3 protein-coding genes (1 of these 3 running past the window's edge) are annotated in these 20,321 nt (G+C 64.5%); all 3 read left to right on the top strand.

Annotation, left to right across the window (positions count from 1 at the left end):
* Window positions 1-8 precede the first annotated feature (8 nt).
* Tightly spaced (at most 8 nt apart), the 3 genes in view from J3U88_RS02685 to J3U88_RS02675 form a layout consistent with a single transcriptional unit that may run on beyond the window.
* On the top strand, window positions 9-8,321 hold the full coding sequence (locus tag J3U88_RS02685; protein WP_207856588.1) for a non-ribosomal peptide synthetase: 8,313 nt from the start codon (window positions 9-11) through the stop codon (window positions 8,319-8,321).
* An 8-nt stretch (window positions 8,322-8,329) separates the two neighbouring features.
* Window positions 8,330-12,889 (top strand): type I polyketide synthase, encoded by a 4,560-nt coding sequence (locus J3U88_RS02680; RefSeq protein WP_207856587.1) that lies wholly within the window; start codon window positions 8,330-8,332, stop codon window positions 12,887-12,889.
* On the top strand, window positions 12,886-20,321 hold the 5' portion of the coding sequence (locus tag J3U88_RS02675; RefSeq protein WP_207856586.1) for a non-ribosomal peptide synthetase/type I polyketide synthase. Its footprint extends 1,669 nt past the window's final position; 7,436 of the gene's 9,105 nt are visible here — the first part of the coding sequence; the start codon lies at window positions 12,886-12,888; its stop codon lies beyond the right edge, outside the window. Before J3U88_RS02680 ends, J3U88_RS02675 begins: the two co-directional genes overlap by 4 nt.

Below are 20,321 nucleotides of genomic sequence, written 5' to 3'. Positions count from 1 at the left end.
GCGATAAAATGAGCTTTCCCAACGTCACAGGCGGCGTGGACGTGGTCCGCCTGTCCGATCTTTGGTCTCACCTGCTACGCCAACGGCCCGAGATCTTTGAAGCACATGTCCTTGCGCGCGACGACCGCGCGGGCCGCAACCGTTTCACGGCCTTTCTTGTTCCTGCTTTTCCCTTTGAATCAGTTGCATTTATTCGAGAAGCGAACCACCAGAACCCGCATCTTCCCGCGCTCGACGCCGCGGTCCAGCTTCCCGTTTTGCCACGCGATGCGGCCGGCCGCGTTTGTACCGAAACCTTGAGCGATATCCCGGTTTTTGATCCCGAGGACCCACACCTAACCCATGCGCGGCTTGCGTTTCGCCCATCTCCCACGCAAACCACGAGCCATGAGCCGGCAGCACGCCAAGGAGCGTCCTCGGATAAGGGCGCGGCTATTTTTGCCGTCACGCTCGAAAATAAACACGTCCCCGAAAAACCACTTTCGATTTCACAGCTTTTACCTCATTTGACCCCCACCAAAAAAGCCAACATCAGGCGCAGCGCACCTTCTGAACAGCCCGCGTTTTGCGACGGCGGTCCCCTGACCCGACCGACCCGCCCGAGCCTGATCGCGTTATTGCAGGATGCCGCGCGGGACCCGCAACAAGGTTACCTTCACCTGTCTGCAACAGGCGCGACCACCTTCCAAAGTTATGCCGATACCCTCGCCGAGGCACGTTGCATTTTGGCCGGCTTGCGCAAAAAGGGCTGCCGCGCGGGCGAACCGGTCATCCTGCAAATCGACAACAGTCGGGCATTTTGGCCGACTCTCTGGGGCTGTGTGCTCGGCGGCATCATTCCTGTGCCGGTCACCGTGGCGCCGACCTATGATCAAGATACCGCGGTCCTCCGCAAACTCGTCCATGCCTGGGACATGTTGGACCAGCCCCCCGTTTTGGTTTCCGGTAAACCCGCCCAAGCACTACCCGAATACGCACGCCGCGCCGGTTTGGAAGCCATGGCCTGTGTCCCTGTCACCGACCTTGCCGCCCATCCACCCAGCGACGAAATCCATCCAGCCCACACCGACACCCCGGCCGTGTTTTTGCTAACCTCCGGCAGCACCGGCAAACCCAAAGCCGTGCCCTTGACCCACGGCAACCTCATGGCCATGACCGGCGGCACCATTCAAATGAATGGCTTTACGCGCGAGGACGTGACCCTCAACTGGATGCCGCTTGACCACGTCGGCGTGATCGGGTTCCTGGGCATGACCGCCGTCGACCTGGGTTGCAGCCAGGTCCATGTGCCGACGGATTGGATTTTGAAAGCGCCGTTGCGCTGGTTGGAATTGATTGAAACCCACCGGGCCACGATTTCATGGGCACCCAACTTTGCCTTTAACCTGATCAATGAACAGGCCGAATCCTTGGCCCAACGTCGCTTCGACTTAAGCTCGATGACCTTTTTGGTGAACGCGGGCGAGGCCAACGTGGCAAGCACCATGCGCCACTTCGTCAACCTGCTCGGTGAACACGGCTTACCCGCCGATGCCATGCACCCCGCCTTCGGCATGTCGGAAACCTGTTCCGGCATCACCTGGCGCGGCCATTTCGGCCCGGACCAAATGCGCGACGACCAACCCTTTGTGCGCTTGGGCCCACCGATCCCCGGCGCCCAACTGCGTTTTGTCAACGAGGACGGCACCGTTCTGCGCGAGGGCGAAATCGGCTTGCTCCAGGTTTCCGGCTCCTCCGTCACCCACGGCTATTATCGCAATGCCGAACAAAACCGCGAATCCTTCAAGGACGGCTGGTTCACCACCGGTGATTTGGGTTATTTAGAAGAAGGCGAGTTGGTAATTACCGGCCGCAAAAAAGACGATATTGTGATCAACGGTGTCAACTTTTACTGCCATGAAATCGAAGCGGTGGTGGAAGCACATGCAGATGTCACCGTTTCCTACACGGCGGTTTGCGCGGTTCGCGATGCGGATCGTGCCCAGGAAGATTTGGCGGTCTTCTTCAATACCAACCTTGAGGGCACGGCCCGAGACGGGTTGTTCCGCGCCATTCGCGGCGCGGTCGCCAAAAACTTCGGATTGGTTCCCAAGTACCTGATCCCGCTTGAGACCGAGGCCGTTCCCAAAACGGCCATCGGTAAAATTCAGCGAGGGTTGTTGAAGCAACGCTTTGAAGACGGCCTCTACCGCGACTTGGTCAACCAAGAACAGGACATCGACGATCAATTGCCGGACATGATGGTCCGACCGGTTTGGCGGGCGGCACAACAAGCCGCGGTGCCCCTGGTCGAAAGCGCCGGGCCCCTATTGGTCTTTGCCGACCAACAAGGTTTGGCGGACAGCATCGTCCCGCGCCTGATGGAAACCGGTCCCGTGATCACGGTACGCCGCGAACAGGACGCGGTGCAAGCCGACCATCACGTGAACCCAGCCGACGCCGCAAGCGTCACCGCCTTGCGCGCGGCCCTTGAGCAACAGGGCGCCATCCCAGCCCGCTGGTTGATTTTGTGGCCGGTCGATCCCGGCCCGGACGACCCAGCCGACACGAGCGACGGCCTGACCGCGTTGTTCACACTGGTTCGCGATCTCGTAAATCCCGGCACCCCATTGCAAATAAAAGTCGCGGCCGTCGGCGCGGACCCCGAGGGCGAGGCACCCTTTGAACCAGCCAAGGCAACGCTGGCGGGTTTCTTGGCGTCGTTGCCGCGCGAGACCGCCGGCAGCGCAACCCAACTGATTCACCTAGCGCGCGATGTTCAGAACCACCGCGACGCCTTGATAACCGAATGTCATGCGCCGATCACCGACCCCATCGTGCGTTTCCACAAGGGCGCCCGCGAAATCCAAAGACTTAAGAAAAGGACCTTCTCCGCCGACGAACGCACCCAAACGGGTTTTGTAAAAGGCGGCTTCTACGTAGTAACCGGCGGTTTGGGCGGTGTCGGCCGCCATTTTTGCCGCCGACTCATCGAACAATACGATGCCAAGCTGCTGATCCTCGGCCGCACAAACGCCGACAACCCGGAAACCCGCGCGGCACTTGAGGAACTCAAGGGACAGACGGCCTACGCCTCGGTCGACCTCGGCGACAACCCGGACCTGCATAACCTGATCACAGAACAAGGCGACCAATGGAACCAACCGTTAAACGGCATCCTGCACCTCGCCGGCGGCTACCACTTCCGCACGGTGGCGGAGGAGGACGTAAACGGCATCCACGCGGTTCTCGCGCCCAAGGTAACGGGCACCCTGGCCCTACACAAGGTGGCCGCGGCCCATCCGGGTTGCCTGTTCCTGGCGGTGTCCTCGGTGAACGCTTGGTTTGGCGGTGCACGGCTCAGCGCCTACGCGGCCGCGGGCAGCTTCCTCGAACAGTTTACGGCTTGGCAGCGCACGCAAGGCATCGACGCCCGCTGTCTCAGCTTCAGTGCTTGGACCGAAACCGGCATGAGCCAGGGGTTACCCATCGGCGAAACCCTCCGTCACCAAGGGTTCCAAGCGCTGACACCCCGCCAAGGTTTGGCGGCCCTGGAACTGGCACTTGCTTATGACGCGCACCACCTATTGGTCGGCGTGAACGGCAACCACCCGGCCGTGCGCATGTTCTGCGCGGAAGAAAGCCTGCCGCTCCACACGCCAACGGTGTTTGCGGCCCGCACCACCGAGGGAGAACCCGTGGCGCCCACGTGGATCGACCCCTTCGGAAACCGCTTCGTTCCCTCGGTCGTCACGGTAGAAGATCCACCCCTGAACGCGGACGGCACCCTGGACGTAACACGCCTGCTACAGGCGCACCGCAACCAAAGCAACAAACACCAGGCGCCGCGCAACGCGGTCGAAGAGACCCTGTGTGCGATCTGGCGCGACCTGCTCAAACAACCGATCAACAATGTGTTCGCCAACTTCTTCGAGCTGGGCGGCCAATCGATCAACGCGCTAACGATGGTGGCGCGCATCCAGGAACAACTCCAGGTAAGCCTGCCGGTCGACCGCATCTTCGCCAAACCGATTCTGAGCGACATCGCCGAATTGATCGCCGGCGCCTCGACAGAAAGCGAGCTACCCGCCTTGACCCGTGCCGACCGCACCCAACCGCTCCCCCTCTCTCCCGGCCAAGAACGTTTGTGGATCATCGACCGCATGGAAGGTTCGCGCGCCACCTATAACGAAACGCTCGGCTTACGCCTGCGGGGTGAACTGGACGTGGCGCGGCTGCGCCGCGCGCTCGGCGAGGTGGTCGCCCGCCACGAGATCTTGCGCACCGGCGGCCAAACCCAAGGCAACCAAACCGTGCAACTGATCGTGGACCGCACCGACCATGGTTTCACCTACTACGACCTAAGCGATCTCGCGGCCGGCGACCGCGATCAAGCCCTCGCCGATTTGAAACGCGAAACGGCACAAACCCCGTTTGACCTGAGCCAAGCACCGCTGTTCCGCGTCGCACTGGTCCGCCTCGGCGTCGAGGACAGCGTGCTGCTGCTGGTCGCACACCACATGATTATCGACGGGCACGCGCTCGGCCTCATGCTCTCGGAATGGTCGCGCTGTTACAACGCCTTGGCCGACGACGACAGCTTCAGCCTGGGCAGCGCGCCCTTTCAATACGCGGACTACAGTGTTTGGCTGCGCAACCAACTTCAGGGCGACCTGCTCGAACAACAGACGGCCTTTTGGCGCAAAACCCTGGCGGACGCACCCCCGTTGCTCCAGCTTCCCACCGACCACGTTCGTCCCGCGACACCGTCCCACCGCGGCGGCATGCTGCCGTTTACCCTGGACGCCGACCTGGTCACCCGCTTGCAAGACAAAGCACGCGCCGGGGAAACCACGCTCTACCTGACCCTCGCCGCCGCCTTTAACATGTTGCTGGCACGCCACGCGGGTGTCGACGATGTCGTCATCGGCGCACCTTTTGCCAACCGGCCCCGTCCCGAAATGGACGCCATCCTCGGCTTCTTCACCAATGTGCTGGTTTTGCGCACCTCGCTCGCCGACGATCCCGACTTTGACACGGTCCTGCGCCGCGTGCACAAGGTCGCAAGCGACGCCTACGCCCATCAATTGCTCCCTTTCGAAACCATGGTCGCCGCGCTTAACCCCGAACGGGATTTGGGTTTCAACCCCTGGGTTCAGGTTGTCTTTGAACTGCAAAACGAACCCATGCCCGTACCCGAACTCAACGGGATCACCGCCGCCGCGGAACCCTTTTTCAACCATCAGGCCCGCGTCGACCTGGAACTGCACCTGTGGCAAAACGAGGGGCGCCTCGAGGGCTGGTTCCTGTTTGCCCTCGACCTCTTCGAACCGGCGCGCATTGAAGCCATGGCGGCGCGGTTCCAAGCTCTGCTCCGCACCGTTTTAGAAGCGCCGCAACAACCGCTTTCCGCATTGACCATGCTGACCGAGGCGGACCACGCGGCCTTGGCCCACCTCGACCAATCCAAAGCCGAAACCGGCGAGCCCGTCTGTATTCACACCCTATTTGCGCGCCAAGCGGCGGCGACACCGACGGCCCCCGCGCTTACTTGGCAGAACGAAACCCTGGATTACCAAAGCCTCAACGCGCGCGCCGACGACCTGGCCGGGACACTGGCCGAGATGGGTGTCGCGGCGGAAACCACGGTGGCCTGCCTGCTGCCGCGCGGCGCCGATGCGGTGGTCGCCCTGCTCGCCGTGCTCAAAACCGGCGCCATCTACCTACCGCTCGATGCCAACCAACCGGAAGAACGCCTCAGCGGTATGTTGGAAGACAGCGAGGCCTCCTTCGTGCTGACCCTCACCGATTGGGAGGACCAGGTTTACCTGCCCTTCGGCATGGTGTTCTGCATGGATCGCGATTGGGAACCCGGCGGCGCGGTCGGCTTCGACGCCGAGGCGCACGCGGTCACCCCGGACGCACCGGCCTACATGATTTACACCTCGGGCTCTACCGGTCGTCCCAAGGGCACCCTGCTCGGCCACGCCGGTTTTACCACCATGATCCAACAACAAATCAAGACGTTCGGCATCGGCCCGGGCGACCGCGTCGCCTGGTTCGCCAACCCGGCCTTTGACGCGGCACTCTCCGAAATCACCATGGCCCTGCTCTCCGGCGCCTGTTTGCTGCCCGTCCCAACCGAAACCCAACAAGACCCGTCGGCCTTTGTCGCCTTCATGCGGGAACAACGGATTAGCGCGATCACCTTGCCGCCGTCCTACCTGCGCGGGCTCAACCGCCCCGCGTTCGACGACCTCAAGGTCCTGATCAGCGCGGGCGAAGCGGCCCAAGCGGAAGACGCGCGGTACTACGCGGAACGGCTGCAGTTCTTCAACGCCTACGGCCCCACCGAATATTCGGTGTGCGCAACCATCCACCGCGTCCGCGCCTCCGAAAACACCGAACAGGGGGTTCCCATCGGTCGCCCCATCGCCGGCACCCACGCCCTCCTGCTCGACGGCGACACCCCCGTGCCGCCAGGCGTCGTTGGTGAATTGTGCTTGCGTGGACCGGGCTGTGCCTTGGGTTATCACAACCGGCCCGAGCGCACCGAACACGCCTTTCCCACCGACGCCGAGGGCCGCCGTTTCTACCGCACCGGCGACCTGGCCCGCCTCACCGCGGACGGCAATTTGATCTTCGTCGGCCGCAAGGACCACCAGGTCAAGGTGCGCGGTTACCGCGTCGAGCTCGGCGAGGTGGAACACGCGCTGACCAGCCATCCCACCATCAGCCAAGCAAGCGTGGTCGCCACCCAAGACGCGGACGGCAACACCACCCCGGCCGCCTACTACACCTTCGGCTCGCGCCTAGAGCTGTGGCCGTCGGTGGCCGAGTTCTTCATCTACGACGACACGCTGTACCACACCATGGCCGCCCACGAGCAGCGCAACCAGTGTTACCAACGCGCCTTCGCCAAGGTGCTACCTGGAAAAACCGTGGTGGAGATCGGACCCGGCCCCGAGGTGATCCTTTCCCGCTTGGCCCTGGAAGCGGGCGCCACCCACGTCACCGCGATTGAGTATTTGGAGGAAACCTACCTCAAGGCCAAACAGCGGGTGGCCGAGTTGGGCCTCGAGGACCGCATCACCCTGATCCACGGCAACGCCATGGAAGTTGATCTCCCGGAAAAGGTGGATTACTGCATTTCCGAGATTGTCGGTTCCATCGGCGGTTCCGAGGGCGCCGCCAAACTGATCAACGACGCGCGCCGTTTTCTCCACAACCCAAGCCACATGATCCCCGAGCGCTCCGCCACCCGCATCGCCGCGGTTTCCCTGGAAGAAGGCCTGGACATGGCCTTCCCCAAGGCGGCCGCCTCCTACGTGGAGCGCATCTTCGCCGACAAGGGCTACCGTTTCGACCTGCGCCTGTGTCTCAAAAACGCGGGTCGCCGCAACCTGCTTTCCGACGACGGCATCTTCGAAGAACTGCAGTACACCGAAGAACTGCCGCTGGAACACGAACACCCAATCAAACTGACCTTCCACCGCGACGGCCGCTGTCACGGCTTCCTGGTTTGGCTGACCCTATTCCCGGACGAACAAAACGGCCTAGACACGCTGGAATCACAAGAATCCTGGCTGCCGCTGTACCTGCCGCTGCCCCATGATCCCATCGAGGTCGCCGCCGGCGATGTCTTCCGCGGCACCGTGCGCCGCACGTTGTGCGACAACGGCCTCAACCCCGATTACCGCGTCAGCGGCACGCTGGAACAGGCCGACGGCGGCTTTCAGCCGATTGAGGTGGTTTCCTTCCACCACAAAGCCGTGTACCGCGCCACGCCCTTCTACAAATCCTTGCTGGGCGAAGAGACGGTACCGGTGCGACCTACCTTGGCGGCAAGCGAGGTGCGCGCGCACCTCGCCAAACAACTGCCGGACTACATGGTCCCCGCCCACTTCATCGAACTGGCGCGTTTGCCGCTGACAGCCAACGGCAAAATCGACCGCAAGGCGCTGCCCTCACCCCGCCAAGCCGCCGCCGCGAGCCAGAGCTTCGAGGCACCCGCGGGCGCGGTGGAACAAACCGTGGCCGAAATTTGGTGCGCGGTGCTGGAACGGCCGCGCGTCGGCCGCAACGAACATTTCCTGGAGATCGGCGGGCATTCGCTGAGCCTGATCCAGGTTCACCAACAGTTGGAAACCCGCTTCGGCCCGACCCTTACCATGGTGGAAATGTTCCAATACCCGACGGTCCGCGCCCAAGCCGAGCAAATCGCACAACGCCTCAACGACACAGCGCCGCCCGAAACACCGGCAAACCCCGCGCCGCGCGGCCGCACCCGCTCCCTCAGCAACCAACGCAACCGACGCACGCGCAACCGCAATCGCGACTAGGCGGGACCATGACCGATCCTGAATCCTACGAACCCGGCGAAAATGACATTGCCGTGGTAGGCCTGGCCTGCCGCTTTCCCGGCGCGGCCGACCGCAACGCTTACTGGGACAATCTGCAAAACGGCGTCGCCTCGGTCACCGAGCTTAGCGATGAAGCGCTGCTGGCGGCCGGCGTCCCGCGCGCGGCATTCGAATCGCCCGACTACGTGCGCAAGGCGGCGATTCTGCCCGACATCGACCGCTTCGACGCGGCCTTTTTCGGGATCACGCCCGGCGAAGCGGAACACATGGATCCACAGCACCGGCTGTTCCTGGAAACGGCCTGGCACGCCCTGGAACATGCCGGTGTCGACCCGGACCGCGCCGAGGGTCCCATCGGGCTGTTCGCCGGCGCGGCCATGAACACCTACGGCCGCCTGCAAGCGGACGGCGGCATGCTGGACCTAACCCGCTTCTACGCCCACGCGCTGGGCAACGACAAAGATTTTTTACCAACCCGCACCGCCTACAAACTCAACCTCAAAGGCCCCGCGCTTTGCGTGCAAACCGCCTGCTCCACCTCGCTGACCGCCGTCCATCTGGCCTGCCAAAGCCTGCTCGCGGGTGAATCCGACCTGGCGCTGGCGGGCGGGGTGGCACTGATGGTGCCGCAAACCGTGGGCTACCATTATCAGCCAGGCATGATTTTGGCAAAGGACGGCGTCTGTCGGCCGTTTGACGCCGCGGCTTCCGGCATCATCGGCGGCAACGGCGTCGGCGTCGTCGCGCTGATGCGGGTTCAGGATGCCCGCGACCAAGGCAAACCCATGTACGCGGTGGTCAAAGGCATCGCGGTCAACAACGACGGCGCCGCCAAGGTCGGTTTTACCGCCCCCGCGGTGGAAGGTCAGGCGCGCGTGATTGACGAGGCGCTGGCCATGGCCGATGTCGACCCCGACAGCATCGGCCTGATCGAAGCCCACGGCACCGCGACGCCCCTCGGTGATCCCATTGAAGTGGCCGCCCTGACCAAGGTGTTCCGCGCCCAAACGGACCGCGTCGGTTACTGCGCGCTCGGTTCGGTCAAGTCGAATTTCGGCCACCTCAACACCGCCGCCGGGATTGCCGGTTTCATCAAGGCCGTATTGGCGCTGCACCACCGCACGCTTCCGCCCAGCCTGCATTTCGAAACACCCAACCCCAAACTCAACCTGGCCACCAGCCCGTTTTTCGTGAATACCCGCAAACAAGCCTGGCACACGGCGGCGGGAAAGCCGCGCCGCGCGGGCGTCAGTTCCTTCGGCATCGGCGGCACCAACGTGCACGCGGTATTGGAAGAGGCATCCAAGCCCAGGCCTTCGACGGCCGCGGGCGGCCCCTACCTGCTGCCGCTTTCGGCCCATGATCCGGCCGCCTTGACCGCGCTGGCCGCCACCACCGCCGCCGCGCTGGACCATCCGGCTTGTGACCTGAGCGCCGCCGCCCAAACCCTGAGTCTCGGGCGCAAACCCATGGCGCATCGCACCTTTGCGGTGGCCGCTAGCGGTCCCGACGCCGCGCTTCGCCTGCGCGCCGCCGTCCCAACCCACACCGACGCGCACCAAGGCGAAATCGCCTTTCTGTTGCCAGGCCAAGGCGCGCAAATGCCGGGCATGGCGCGTGATCTGAACGAATTCCCGGTTTTTCGCGAAACCCTGGCACGGACCTTGGCCGCGGCGCGCCCCCACCTGGACACGGATTTGGCCCCGCTTCTCTTCTGTGCACGCGACGACGCAGAGGCCGTCGCTTCGCTGCGCCAAACCCGTTTGGCGCAACCCGCGCTGTTCGCAATCGGCGTCGCCATGGCGGCCCAGTGGCGCGCCTGGGGCGTGGAACCCACCCTTTTGCTGGGCCACAGTTTGGGCGAATACACCGCCGCCTGCTTGGCCGAGGTGTTTTCGTTGGAGGACGGCATGGGTTTGGTTTGCGAGCGCGCACGCCTGATGCAAAACATGCCGCCCGGCGCGATGCTGGCCGTTCCGCTGGCGGAAATCGACGTGGCCGCCCATCTCGGTGCCGGCATCGAACTCGCCGCGGTCAACGGACCCAAATCAGCCGTGCTGACCGGCGAGCCGGCCGCGCTCACCACCCTGCAACAGCAGCTTCAGGCGCGCGGCCTCAACGCGGTCAAACTCCACACCTCCCATGCCTTCCATTCACACCACACCGAGGCCTTGCGGGCACCCTTCGCCGCGGCCTTGAGCAAGGTAACCCTGAAGCCGCCGCGCTTGCCAATGATGTGCAACCTCACCGGCAAACGCCTCTCGGACAGCGAGGCCGTTTCGCCCGACTACTGGCTGACGCAAATGCGCAAGCCGGTGCGGTTTAACGATTGCCTGCGGACCTTGCTAAGCACGCCGCGTTGTCTCCTGCTGGAAATCGGTCCGGGCGCCACCCTCGCCGGCTTGGCCCAAAACCACCCGCGTTTCGGCACCGGCCACACCGCCTTAGCAACCATGCCCCATGCCAAAAGCCAAACCGACGGTACCACTTTTGTGCTGGAAAGTTTGGGCAAAACCTGGTGCGCCGGGGTCGACCTCAACTGGGAGGCGCTGCACGGGGATCAACCGCGCCGCACCCTCGCCCTGCCCGCCTATCCCTTTCAGCGCAAACGCTTTTGGTGGCCGCAAGGTTCGCCCGCCCCAAGCACGGAAACCACCACCCAAACCACACCGAGCTATGATCTGTTTGCGCCGACCTGGACCAAGCTAATCGAACCACCGCAAGCGAACGCGAAACCCGGTTTGTGGTGGCTGGTGACCAACGGGCGCCGTCGCGCGCCGCGGTTCCTTGAGGACGCCGAAGCCGACGGGCATCGCATCGTGCTGTTCAGCCAAGGTGACGGCTTTCAAAAAATCGCCACGGACCGGTTTGCGGTAAACCTTGCGGCAGCGGGTGCACAAGACGCCCTGCTCGCAACCATGGCTCAGATCGGCACCCCCGAACAGATTGTGTTTTGCAGTGACTTGGACCTCGGGGCGGAACAGGATCCCACCGACCCCAACCACGGCCCGATGGACGGCGCCCTAAAGGTTTATGAAAACATGGCGGAATTATTGCGATCCGTTACCAACCTGCCAAAAACCGAACACGGCCATCCGACCCAAATCACCCTGCTCACGCGCGGTTTGGAAAACGTCACCGGCCGCGAACCGCTGTTTCCCCATCAAGCCCCTTTGATCGGTTTGTTGCGGGTGGCGGTACAGGAAGTCCCCGACCTAAAAGTTCGTTTTCTCGACCTGGATCCCGAGGACGACCGCGGCGAGCTGCTCTACGAACTGTTAAAAAGCCAGTCACCCGCGCGGCATCTCGCCCAACGGGGCCAAACCTTCTGGGCGCGTACGATTCAGCCGGCCCCCCCGCGACCGCAAACCCCTTTTCGTGCCGAACCCGGCCTCTACCTAATCACCGGCGGCACGGGCGGCGTCGGTGCCGCCTTGGCCGAGGTCCTCGCGGGTCCGGGCGTCACCCTGCTCCTCACCGGACGCACCGCCTTGCCCGGCCTCGACGGCACCACCCAAGCCGACGCCGACAGCGACGATCCCACCGCGCGCGCCTTGGCCGCGGTCAAACGCCTGCGCGACGCCGGCGCCGAGGTGGTCACCGCCCAGGCCGATGTCACCGACCGCGCCGCAATGACCCAACTCATTGAAGCCTGGGAACGCCGCGGCCGGAGGGTGCGCGGCGTCATCCACGCGGCGGGCGGGGCACGGGTCCAAACCATCGCGGCCGGAAATAGTGGCAACTGGGCGCGTGAACCCAAAATCGCGGGCACCCTGGTCCTCGGCGAACTCTTTGCGCGGCGCCCGCTCGACTGGATGGTGCTGTGCTCCTCGATGGCCGCCGAACTGGGCGGGATCGGGCTGGCCGATTACGCGGCCGCCAACGCCTTCCTCGACGCCTTCGCCGAATGGCGCGACAGCAGATTCGCGGGACGCACCATGTCCATCAACTGGGACGGCTGGCACAACACCGGTCAATCGCGCACCGCGCCGGGCACGCCGGTCGGCATGCCGCCGCAACGGGGCCAAGCCCTGTTCGCCGGCTTGCTGCAAAAACCGCTGACGCGGGTGTGGGTCACCACGACCGATATCGAACAACGCCGCAACCGCGCCGCGGCCGGTCTGACCCGCGACCCCGACGAAACCCCCGCTCCGAGCGCCAAACGCGGCAGTCATCCGCGTCCGCCGCTGGCCAACCCGTATGTGGCCGCGCGCAACCCGCTGGAAACCTTACTCGCCGACACTTGGGCCGCACAACTCGGTCTGGAACAGGTCGGCATTCACGACAACTTCTTCGACCTTGGCGCCTCTTCTTTTCTGGCCGTCCAAGTTCACGCCGCCCTGCGCGGTCCCCTGCAAAAGCTACCCACCCCACCCAAGACCTTGAGGGTCTCCGACTTTTTCGAATACCCGACCATCGCGCAACTCGCCGCCAACATCACCCCTGCCGAAACGCCCGCCCCCACCGCCGCGAACAAACGCGACCGCGGCGCCAGGCAACGTCAGGCGATGGCACGCGATAACGCCCGTCGAACGAGGAAATCATGACGCAACACGATAGCGATCTCGCGATCATCGGCATGGCCTGCCGCTTTCCCGGCGCCACCGACCTCAATACCTACTGGAGCCAATTGCTGAACGGCGCCCGCATCAACACCCGCCTCAGCGACGAGCAGTTGGCGGCGGCCGGGGTGGATCCGGCCGAGTCGGCCAAACCCGACTACGTGCGCGACAAACCCCTCCTCGCCGACATCGACCGCTTCGACGCCGGCTTTTTCGGGTTCCTGCCGCGCGAGGCCGAACTGCTTGATCCGGGCCACCGGCTGTTCCTCGAAACCGCGTGGCACGCCTTGGAACACGCGGGTCACGCCGCCGACGCCCCGGAGCAACACGTGGGCGTGTTCGCCGGTTCCGCGGTCAGCACCTACCTGATCAACCACCTGTTGCACAACCGCCGCATTCGCGAGGGCGAACCGCTGACCCGGCTGATTTACGCCACCGACAAGGATCACCTCGCCACCCGTACCGCCTACAAACTCGACCTCAAAGGTCCGGCGGTCAGCACCAACACCGCCTGTTCTTCGTCCTTGGTCGCGGTCCACACCGCCTGTCGCGCGTTGCTCGGTTACCAGTGTGACATGGCGCTGGCGGGCGGCGTCGCGGTGCAGGTCCCACAACATCGCGGCTACCGCTACCAAGACGGCGGCATGGCCTCACCCAACGGCGTATGCGCGGCGTTTGACGCATCGGCGCAAGGCACGGTTTTCGCGGACGGGGTCGGCGCGGTGGTGCTCAAACGCTGGGAAGACGCGGTTGCCGACGGCGATACGATTTACGCGCTAATTCGCGGCTCCGCGGTGAACAACGACGGTGCCGACAAGGTCGGTTACACCGCGCCCAGCGTCTCCGGCCAAGTCGCCGTGATTGAAGAAGCACTGGGCGTGGCCGGCTTGGAACCCGCCGACATCGATTACATCGAAGCACACGGAACCGGCACCCGATTGGGCGACGCGGTCGAGGTGCGCGCGCTCAACCGCGCCCTGGGCGGACCCGACACCCCGGTAGGTTCGATTCCCCTGGGTTCGGTCAAAACCAACATCGGCCACCTCGACGCCGCCGCCGGGATCAGCGGTCTGATTAAATGCGCGCTGGCGCTGTACCACGAGCAATTGCCCGCCAGTTTGAACTTCACCACGCCCAACCCCGAGATCGACTTCGACGCCGGCCCCTTCTACGTGCACACGGAAACCACGGCTTGGCCGCGCCAAGACCGGCCCCGACGCGCCGGCGTCAGTTCGTTTGGGCTCGGCGGTACCAACGCCCATGTCATCCTCGAACAAGCCGATCAGCCGGCAGCGCGGCCCGAAACGAACAAACCGCTGCCTTTTGTGGTATCCGCCAAAAGCGAGGCGGCCCTCGACCGCATGACGGAAGCCTTGGCCGAACACGCCCGTTTGCACCCAAACCAAAACGCGGTGGACACGGCCTTTTCCCTGGCGGAAGGCCGCAAATGCTTCCCCTACCGCCGCGCGGTCATCGCCCAAAACGCGGCCGAAGCCGCGCACGCCCTAGCGCGCCTGGGCACAGCCGCGGCCGCCCCGTTCGAGCCACCACCCCTGGTTTGGCTTTTCTCCGGTCAGGGCGCGCAATACGCGGGTATGGCCGCCGATTTGGCCGAACACGACGCCGACTTCCGCGCCCGCGTTGAAGAAACCTGTCGCCTGCTGCTCAAGCAAGGCGGCCCCGACCTGAGCGGGTTGCTGTTGGAACGCCAAGTCGACGACGGTCAGTTAACCGACACTGAATGGGCGCAACCCGCGCTGTTTATCGTCTCGTTTTGCTTGGCACGCTGGTGGTGGGAACGCGGTGTCCGCCCCACCGCGATGATCGGCCACAGCATAGGTGAGTTGGCCGCGGCCTGTTTCGCCGGGGTCTTTTCCCTACAAGACGGTTTGCGGCTGGTCCTGCAGCGCGCTCGCCTGATGCAGGCCCAACAACCCGGTGCCATGCTGGCCGTCGCCGAAGAGGCGACCCTGCTGGAAAGCCAACTCGGTCCGGGTCTGACCATCGCCGCCTACAACGGCCGCGAGCGCAACGTGGTCGCCGGCCCGATTCCCGCCATTGACGAACTGGCGACGAAACTTCAGAACGCGGGCGTCTCCTGCCGGCGACTGCACACCTCGCACGCCTTCCACACGGCCATGATGGAACCGGCCTTGGCGCCGTTCACCGCCGCCTGCGCCGCGGTAACCCTCAACGCACCCAGCATGGCGGTCATTTCCAACCGCACCGGCAAACCGCTCACCGCCGAGCAAGCCCAGGACCCCAATTACTGGGCCGAGCACCTGCGCCGCCCGGTTCGCTTCGCCCAAAGCCTCGATCACGTGGCTTCCCCCGACACCCGCTACCTGGAAATCGGCCCCGGCCAAAGTTTACAGCAGTTGGTCGCCCACCACCGTCCCGAGGCACGCGGGCGCGTGTTCGGTTCGCTGCCCAGCACCAAACAAGCCGCGCAAGGCTGTCCTACCGCGTTGAACAGCGCCGCCGCTTTGTGGACCCAAGGGGTACCCGTAATTTGGTCCGATTGGTTCGAACCGACCGGCACCGATTCAGGCCCGCGCCGCATCGCGCTGCCCGGTTATGCCTTCGAACCAACCCGTTTTTGGATTGAACCGGATCCCGCCGTCGCGGAAGCCGAGCCCAAACCCGCCCCTTCAGCCGAGGAACCGCCCGCCGCCGTCGAAAACCCATCCAAACCCCAAACCGGCAATACCCGCGCACGGGTCGACCTGCTGCGCGCCGAACTGCGCACCGTGCTCAGTAACGCGGCGGGCATGGATGAACACCAGATCGATACCGCGCAAACCTTCCTGGAACTGGGCTGCGATTCGCTGCTGCTAATCCAAATCAACCAAACCGTCAAAACCGAGTTCGGCGTCGACGTGCCTTTCCGCCGCCTGTTCGACGACGTGCCCACCATCGACGCCCTCGCCGCACTGCTCGACGTGGAACTAGGCGAGGATGTCCAATTGGCGGATCCCGAGCGCGCAACCACACCCGTCGTCGCGGAGGGCGCGAACCCGGCCCTCGACGCCATTAGCGCCCAACTCGCCGAAATCGCCCGCCAAGTAGCCGCCCTGCGCGGTGAGCCACAAGCACCTGCCAAAGCCGCGCCGCCGCCCAAAAAAGCCCCCGTCAAAAGCGCGGAAAAGGTCAAGCTCGGTCCCTACCGCCCCATTGAACGGGAAGAAAGCGACGAACTGACCCCACGGCAGCGCGCCTACCTGGACGTCTTCAGCGAACGTTATCTGGCCAAAACCAAAGGTTCGCGCGATTTCACCCAAAAGAACCGCGCCACGCTGGCCGATGTGCGCGCGTCCCTCGGTTACCAAGCTCTTTGGAAAAACCTGGTGTATCCGCTGGTCATCGAGCGCGCCGAGGGCTGCCAGGTCACCGACCTGGACGGCAACCGCTACATCGACATGGTGATGGGTTTTGGCGTCAATCTGTTCGGTCACAACCCGGCCTTTGTCACCAAGGCCGTCAGCGAGGCCCTCGCCGGCCGCCCGCAAATGGTGGGCCCGCAAATCTCGCTGATGGAAAACGCGGTGCAGCGTTTCCGCCAACTCACCGGCATGGACCGAGTCACCTTCTGCATCACCGGTTCCGAGGCGGTCGCCACGGCGATGCGTTTGGCCCGCACGGCCACGGGCCGCAACCGCGTGGCCCTGTTTAAGGATTCCTACCACGGCAACTTCGACAGCGTGTTGGTGCGGCGCGGCGCCGCGGGCAACAGCCTGCCGGTCACGCTCGGCATCCCCCAACACATGGTCGACGACATCGTTGTGCTGGACTACGGCTGCGACAGCGCGCTCCAATTCCTCCGCGAGCAAGACGACATCGCCGTGGTGCTGGTCGAACCGGTGCAATGCCGCAACCCCGAATTGGAACCCGGCCCCTTCCTGCGCGAGCTGCGCAAGGTCACCGCGGCGGTCGGCACCCTGCTTGTTTTCGACGAGGTGGTCACCGGGTTTCGCGTCCATCCCGGCGGCGCCCAGGCGGTCTTCGGCGTGCGCGCCGACTTGGCCACCTACGGCAAAATCGCGGGTGGCGGCATGCCACTCGGCATCGTCGCGGGAAAAGCCGAATACATGGACGCGATTGACGGCGGTTTCTGGCAATACGACGACAGCTCCTTCCCGCCCGCCAACCAAACGGTCTTCGCGGGCACCTTCTGCAAACACCCGCTGGGCATCGCGGCCGCGGCGGCGGTGTTCCAACACCTGCTCGACGAAGGCCCCGCGCTTCAAGAAACCTTGGCCGCGCGCACGACCCGTTTCGCGGCGGCCCTGAACGCGGTCTTCGAGGAAGCCCAGGCCCCGATTTTTGTCAAAAACCACGCCTCGATCTTCGCCTTCGCGGCCCGCGACGATTACAAGTGGTTCGAACTGCTCTTCTACCACTTGCGCCTGCACGGTGTTTCGGTTTGGGGTGAACGGCCCTACTTCGTGAGCACGGCACACCGCGACGAAGATTTGGACGCGGTGGTTGCGGCGGTGCGCCGCGCCGTCGCCGACATGCAACGCGGCGGCTTTCTACCCGATCCGAGCCAACCGGAACGCGCCCCGCTGACCCCGGACCAGCGCGACATCCTAACCGCCTGCACGATGGACCCGGCCGCGACCCACGCCTACATTACCCCGGCGGCGATGCGGCTGCGCGGCCCGTTGCAAAGCGACGCTCTCGCCGCCGCCTTCAAAAAGGTGGTCGCCCGCCACGACGCACTGCGCACCACGGTTGACGCGGACACAGGCGAAAGCTTGGTCCATGCGCGCATCGCGGCCGAATTGACCCGCGTTGACCTGCGCGACACCCCGCAGCGCCTCGCCGACCTCCTCGACCGCGAGGAGTACCGCGCCTTCGACCTCAAACGCGGCCCGCTGGTGCGCGCCACGCTTTACCAACTGGCCGAGGAGGAACACGTCCTTTGCGCCGCCACCCATCACCTGGTGTGCGACGGCCTCTCGATGGACACCCTGCTCGGCGACCTGCTCCAGCTTTACAACCAACAGATCGGCCGACCGACCCCACCCCTACCCACGCCGCAAAACCCGGCCCAATACCTGGCCTGGCTGGAAGCGCCGGCCCAGGTCACGGCGCGTCAAAACAACACGGCTTACTGGATGGAACGCTTCCAAGACGGTGTGCCCGCCTCGGCCTTGCCACTCGATTTCCCGCGACCGCCGTTGAAAACCGTGGTCGGCGCACGGGTGGTCAGCACCCTCGAGGCGCCGCTGGTGGCCCAACTCAAAACGCTCGGCCAAAAACAGGGCGCCTCCTTGTTTGTCACCCTCGCCGCCGCGTTTAAGGTGCTGCTCTACCGCTTAACCGGCGAGGATCGCCACGTCATCGGCGTGCCCGTCGCCGGCCAAGCGCTCGCGGGCCTCGACCCCTGCATCGGCCATTTCGTTCACCTGGTTCCCCTCCTCAGCGAACCGGGCGAAGCCGCCCATTTCAGGGCCTACCTTGCCGCGCTGAAGCAGCACTTTTTCGCCGCCCACGACCACGCCCAATTCCGCGCGGCCGACCTGAAAACACGCAACAGCGATCCGACCCGCGCGCCGCTGATCAACATCACCTTCAACCTGGAAACCGTGCCGGGCAGTCTGACCCTCGGCGATCTCCAGGTTGAGAAGGTGGATGTGCCCAAACATCACGTTCCCTTTGAGTTGGTCGTCAACGCCTACCTGGACGGCGAACAGGTTCACATCGAATGGGACTACAACCGCAACCTCTTCGCCGCGGCCACGCTCCAGCGCTGGACGGAACACTTCAGGCTGCTGCTGGAAGCGTTGAGCAGCGATCCCAACCAACCCCTCGACCGGCTCGCCATGCTCACCACGGCAGAACGCCGCCAATTGCTTAACGTGCGCGGCGACGCCGCCCCCCGTGTCGCCACCACCGGCGCCACCCTGGTCGCGAGCGTGGAAGCCGCCGCGGCCCGCTACGGCGCGGCAACGGCGGTGACCCTGCCGTGCGAAAACGGCGAGGTGCAGCACCTGGATTACGCGGGCTTAAACCGCCGCGCCAACCAATTGGCCCATCTGCTGCGCGCCCAAGGCGTGGGTTTGGAAACCCCGGTTGCACTGTGCCTGGAACGCGGACCGGAACTGATCATCGCCATGCTCGCCGTGATAAAAGCGGGCGGCTGTTACCTGCCGCTGGATCCTACCCACCCCACCGCGCGGCTGCAGCACATGGTGCAAGACGCCCAAGCGCCGCTGTGCCTCAGCCAAACCGATCTGGCGGGCACCCTGCCCGCGAATCCATCCTGTCGCGTGCTGAACTTGGATCAACTGGACGCGGATTTGGCCGCGCAACCCGACCACAATCCCGGGATTGCCGTCGATCCCGCCAACCTCGCCTACATTATATATACATCGGGTTCGACCGGGACGCCCAAGGGCGTGGCCGTCAGCCACGGCAACGCGACCCGTTTGTTCGAAAGTTGCACCGCCTGGTTCGACTTCCAACCCAGCGACACCTGGAGCTTTTTCCACTCGGCCGCCTTCGACTTTTCGGTGTGGGAGATCTGGGGTGCCTTGTGCCATGGTGCCCGCGTCCTGACCGTGCCCTACTGGGTCAGCCGCAACCCCGAAACCTGCTACGACCTGTTGCAACGGGAAGGCGTGACCCTGCTGAGCCAAACCCCGTCTGCCTTCTACCAACTGCTGCGCGCGGAAGAGAACCGCGACCGCCTGGTGCATCCCCGCTACCTGGTCTTCGGCGGCGAGGCGCTGAACATCGCGGCGCTGGAACCCTGGTTTAACCGCCGCGAAACGGACGAAACCACGCTGATCAACATGTACGGCATCACCGAAACCACGGTGCACGTGACCTACCGTCAGGTGACCCGCGCCGATCTCAAAACCGCGATGAGCCCCATCGGCGTGCCGCTGCCCGACCTCAGCCTGGAAGTGCTGGATGCCCACGGCGAGCCGGTCCCGCTCGGCGTCGCGGGCGAATTACAGGTGGGTGGCGCCGGTCTGGCGCGCGGCTACCTGAACCAGCCGGCACTGACGGCCCAGCGTTTTGTGCCCAACCCCCACGGCCCCGCCGGCGCGCGTTTATATCGAAGCGGCGACCTCGCCAAACGGCGCGCGGACGGCGAACTCGTCTACGTCGGTCGCCACGACCACCAGGTGCAATTGCGTGGGTTCCGTCTGGAGTTGGGCGAAATCGAAGCGCGTCTGGTGAAACACCCGGCCGTGCGCGAGGCGGTGGTGCTGTTACGCGACGACGCAACACGGGGCGAACACCTCACCGCGTGGTGGGTCGGTGACGCCGCCGCGGCGGAGGAACTGCGCCCGATGTTGCGCGAGGTGCTGCCCGCTTACATGGTGCCCGCTTATTTCGTTCACATGGAGCACCTGCCGCGCACCGGCAACGACAAAATCGACCGCCGCGCCTTGCCCGATCC

This window comes from Acanthopleuribacter pedis (genome assembly GCF_017377855.1).
GTDB lineage: Bacteria > Acidobacteriota > Holophagae > Acanthopleuribacterales > Acanthopleuribacteraceae > Acanthopleuribacter > Acanthopleuribacter pedis.
The sequence above is the reverse complement of the archived record's forward strand: the minus strand, read 5'-3'. Positions and strand labels throughout refer to the sequence as shown.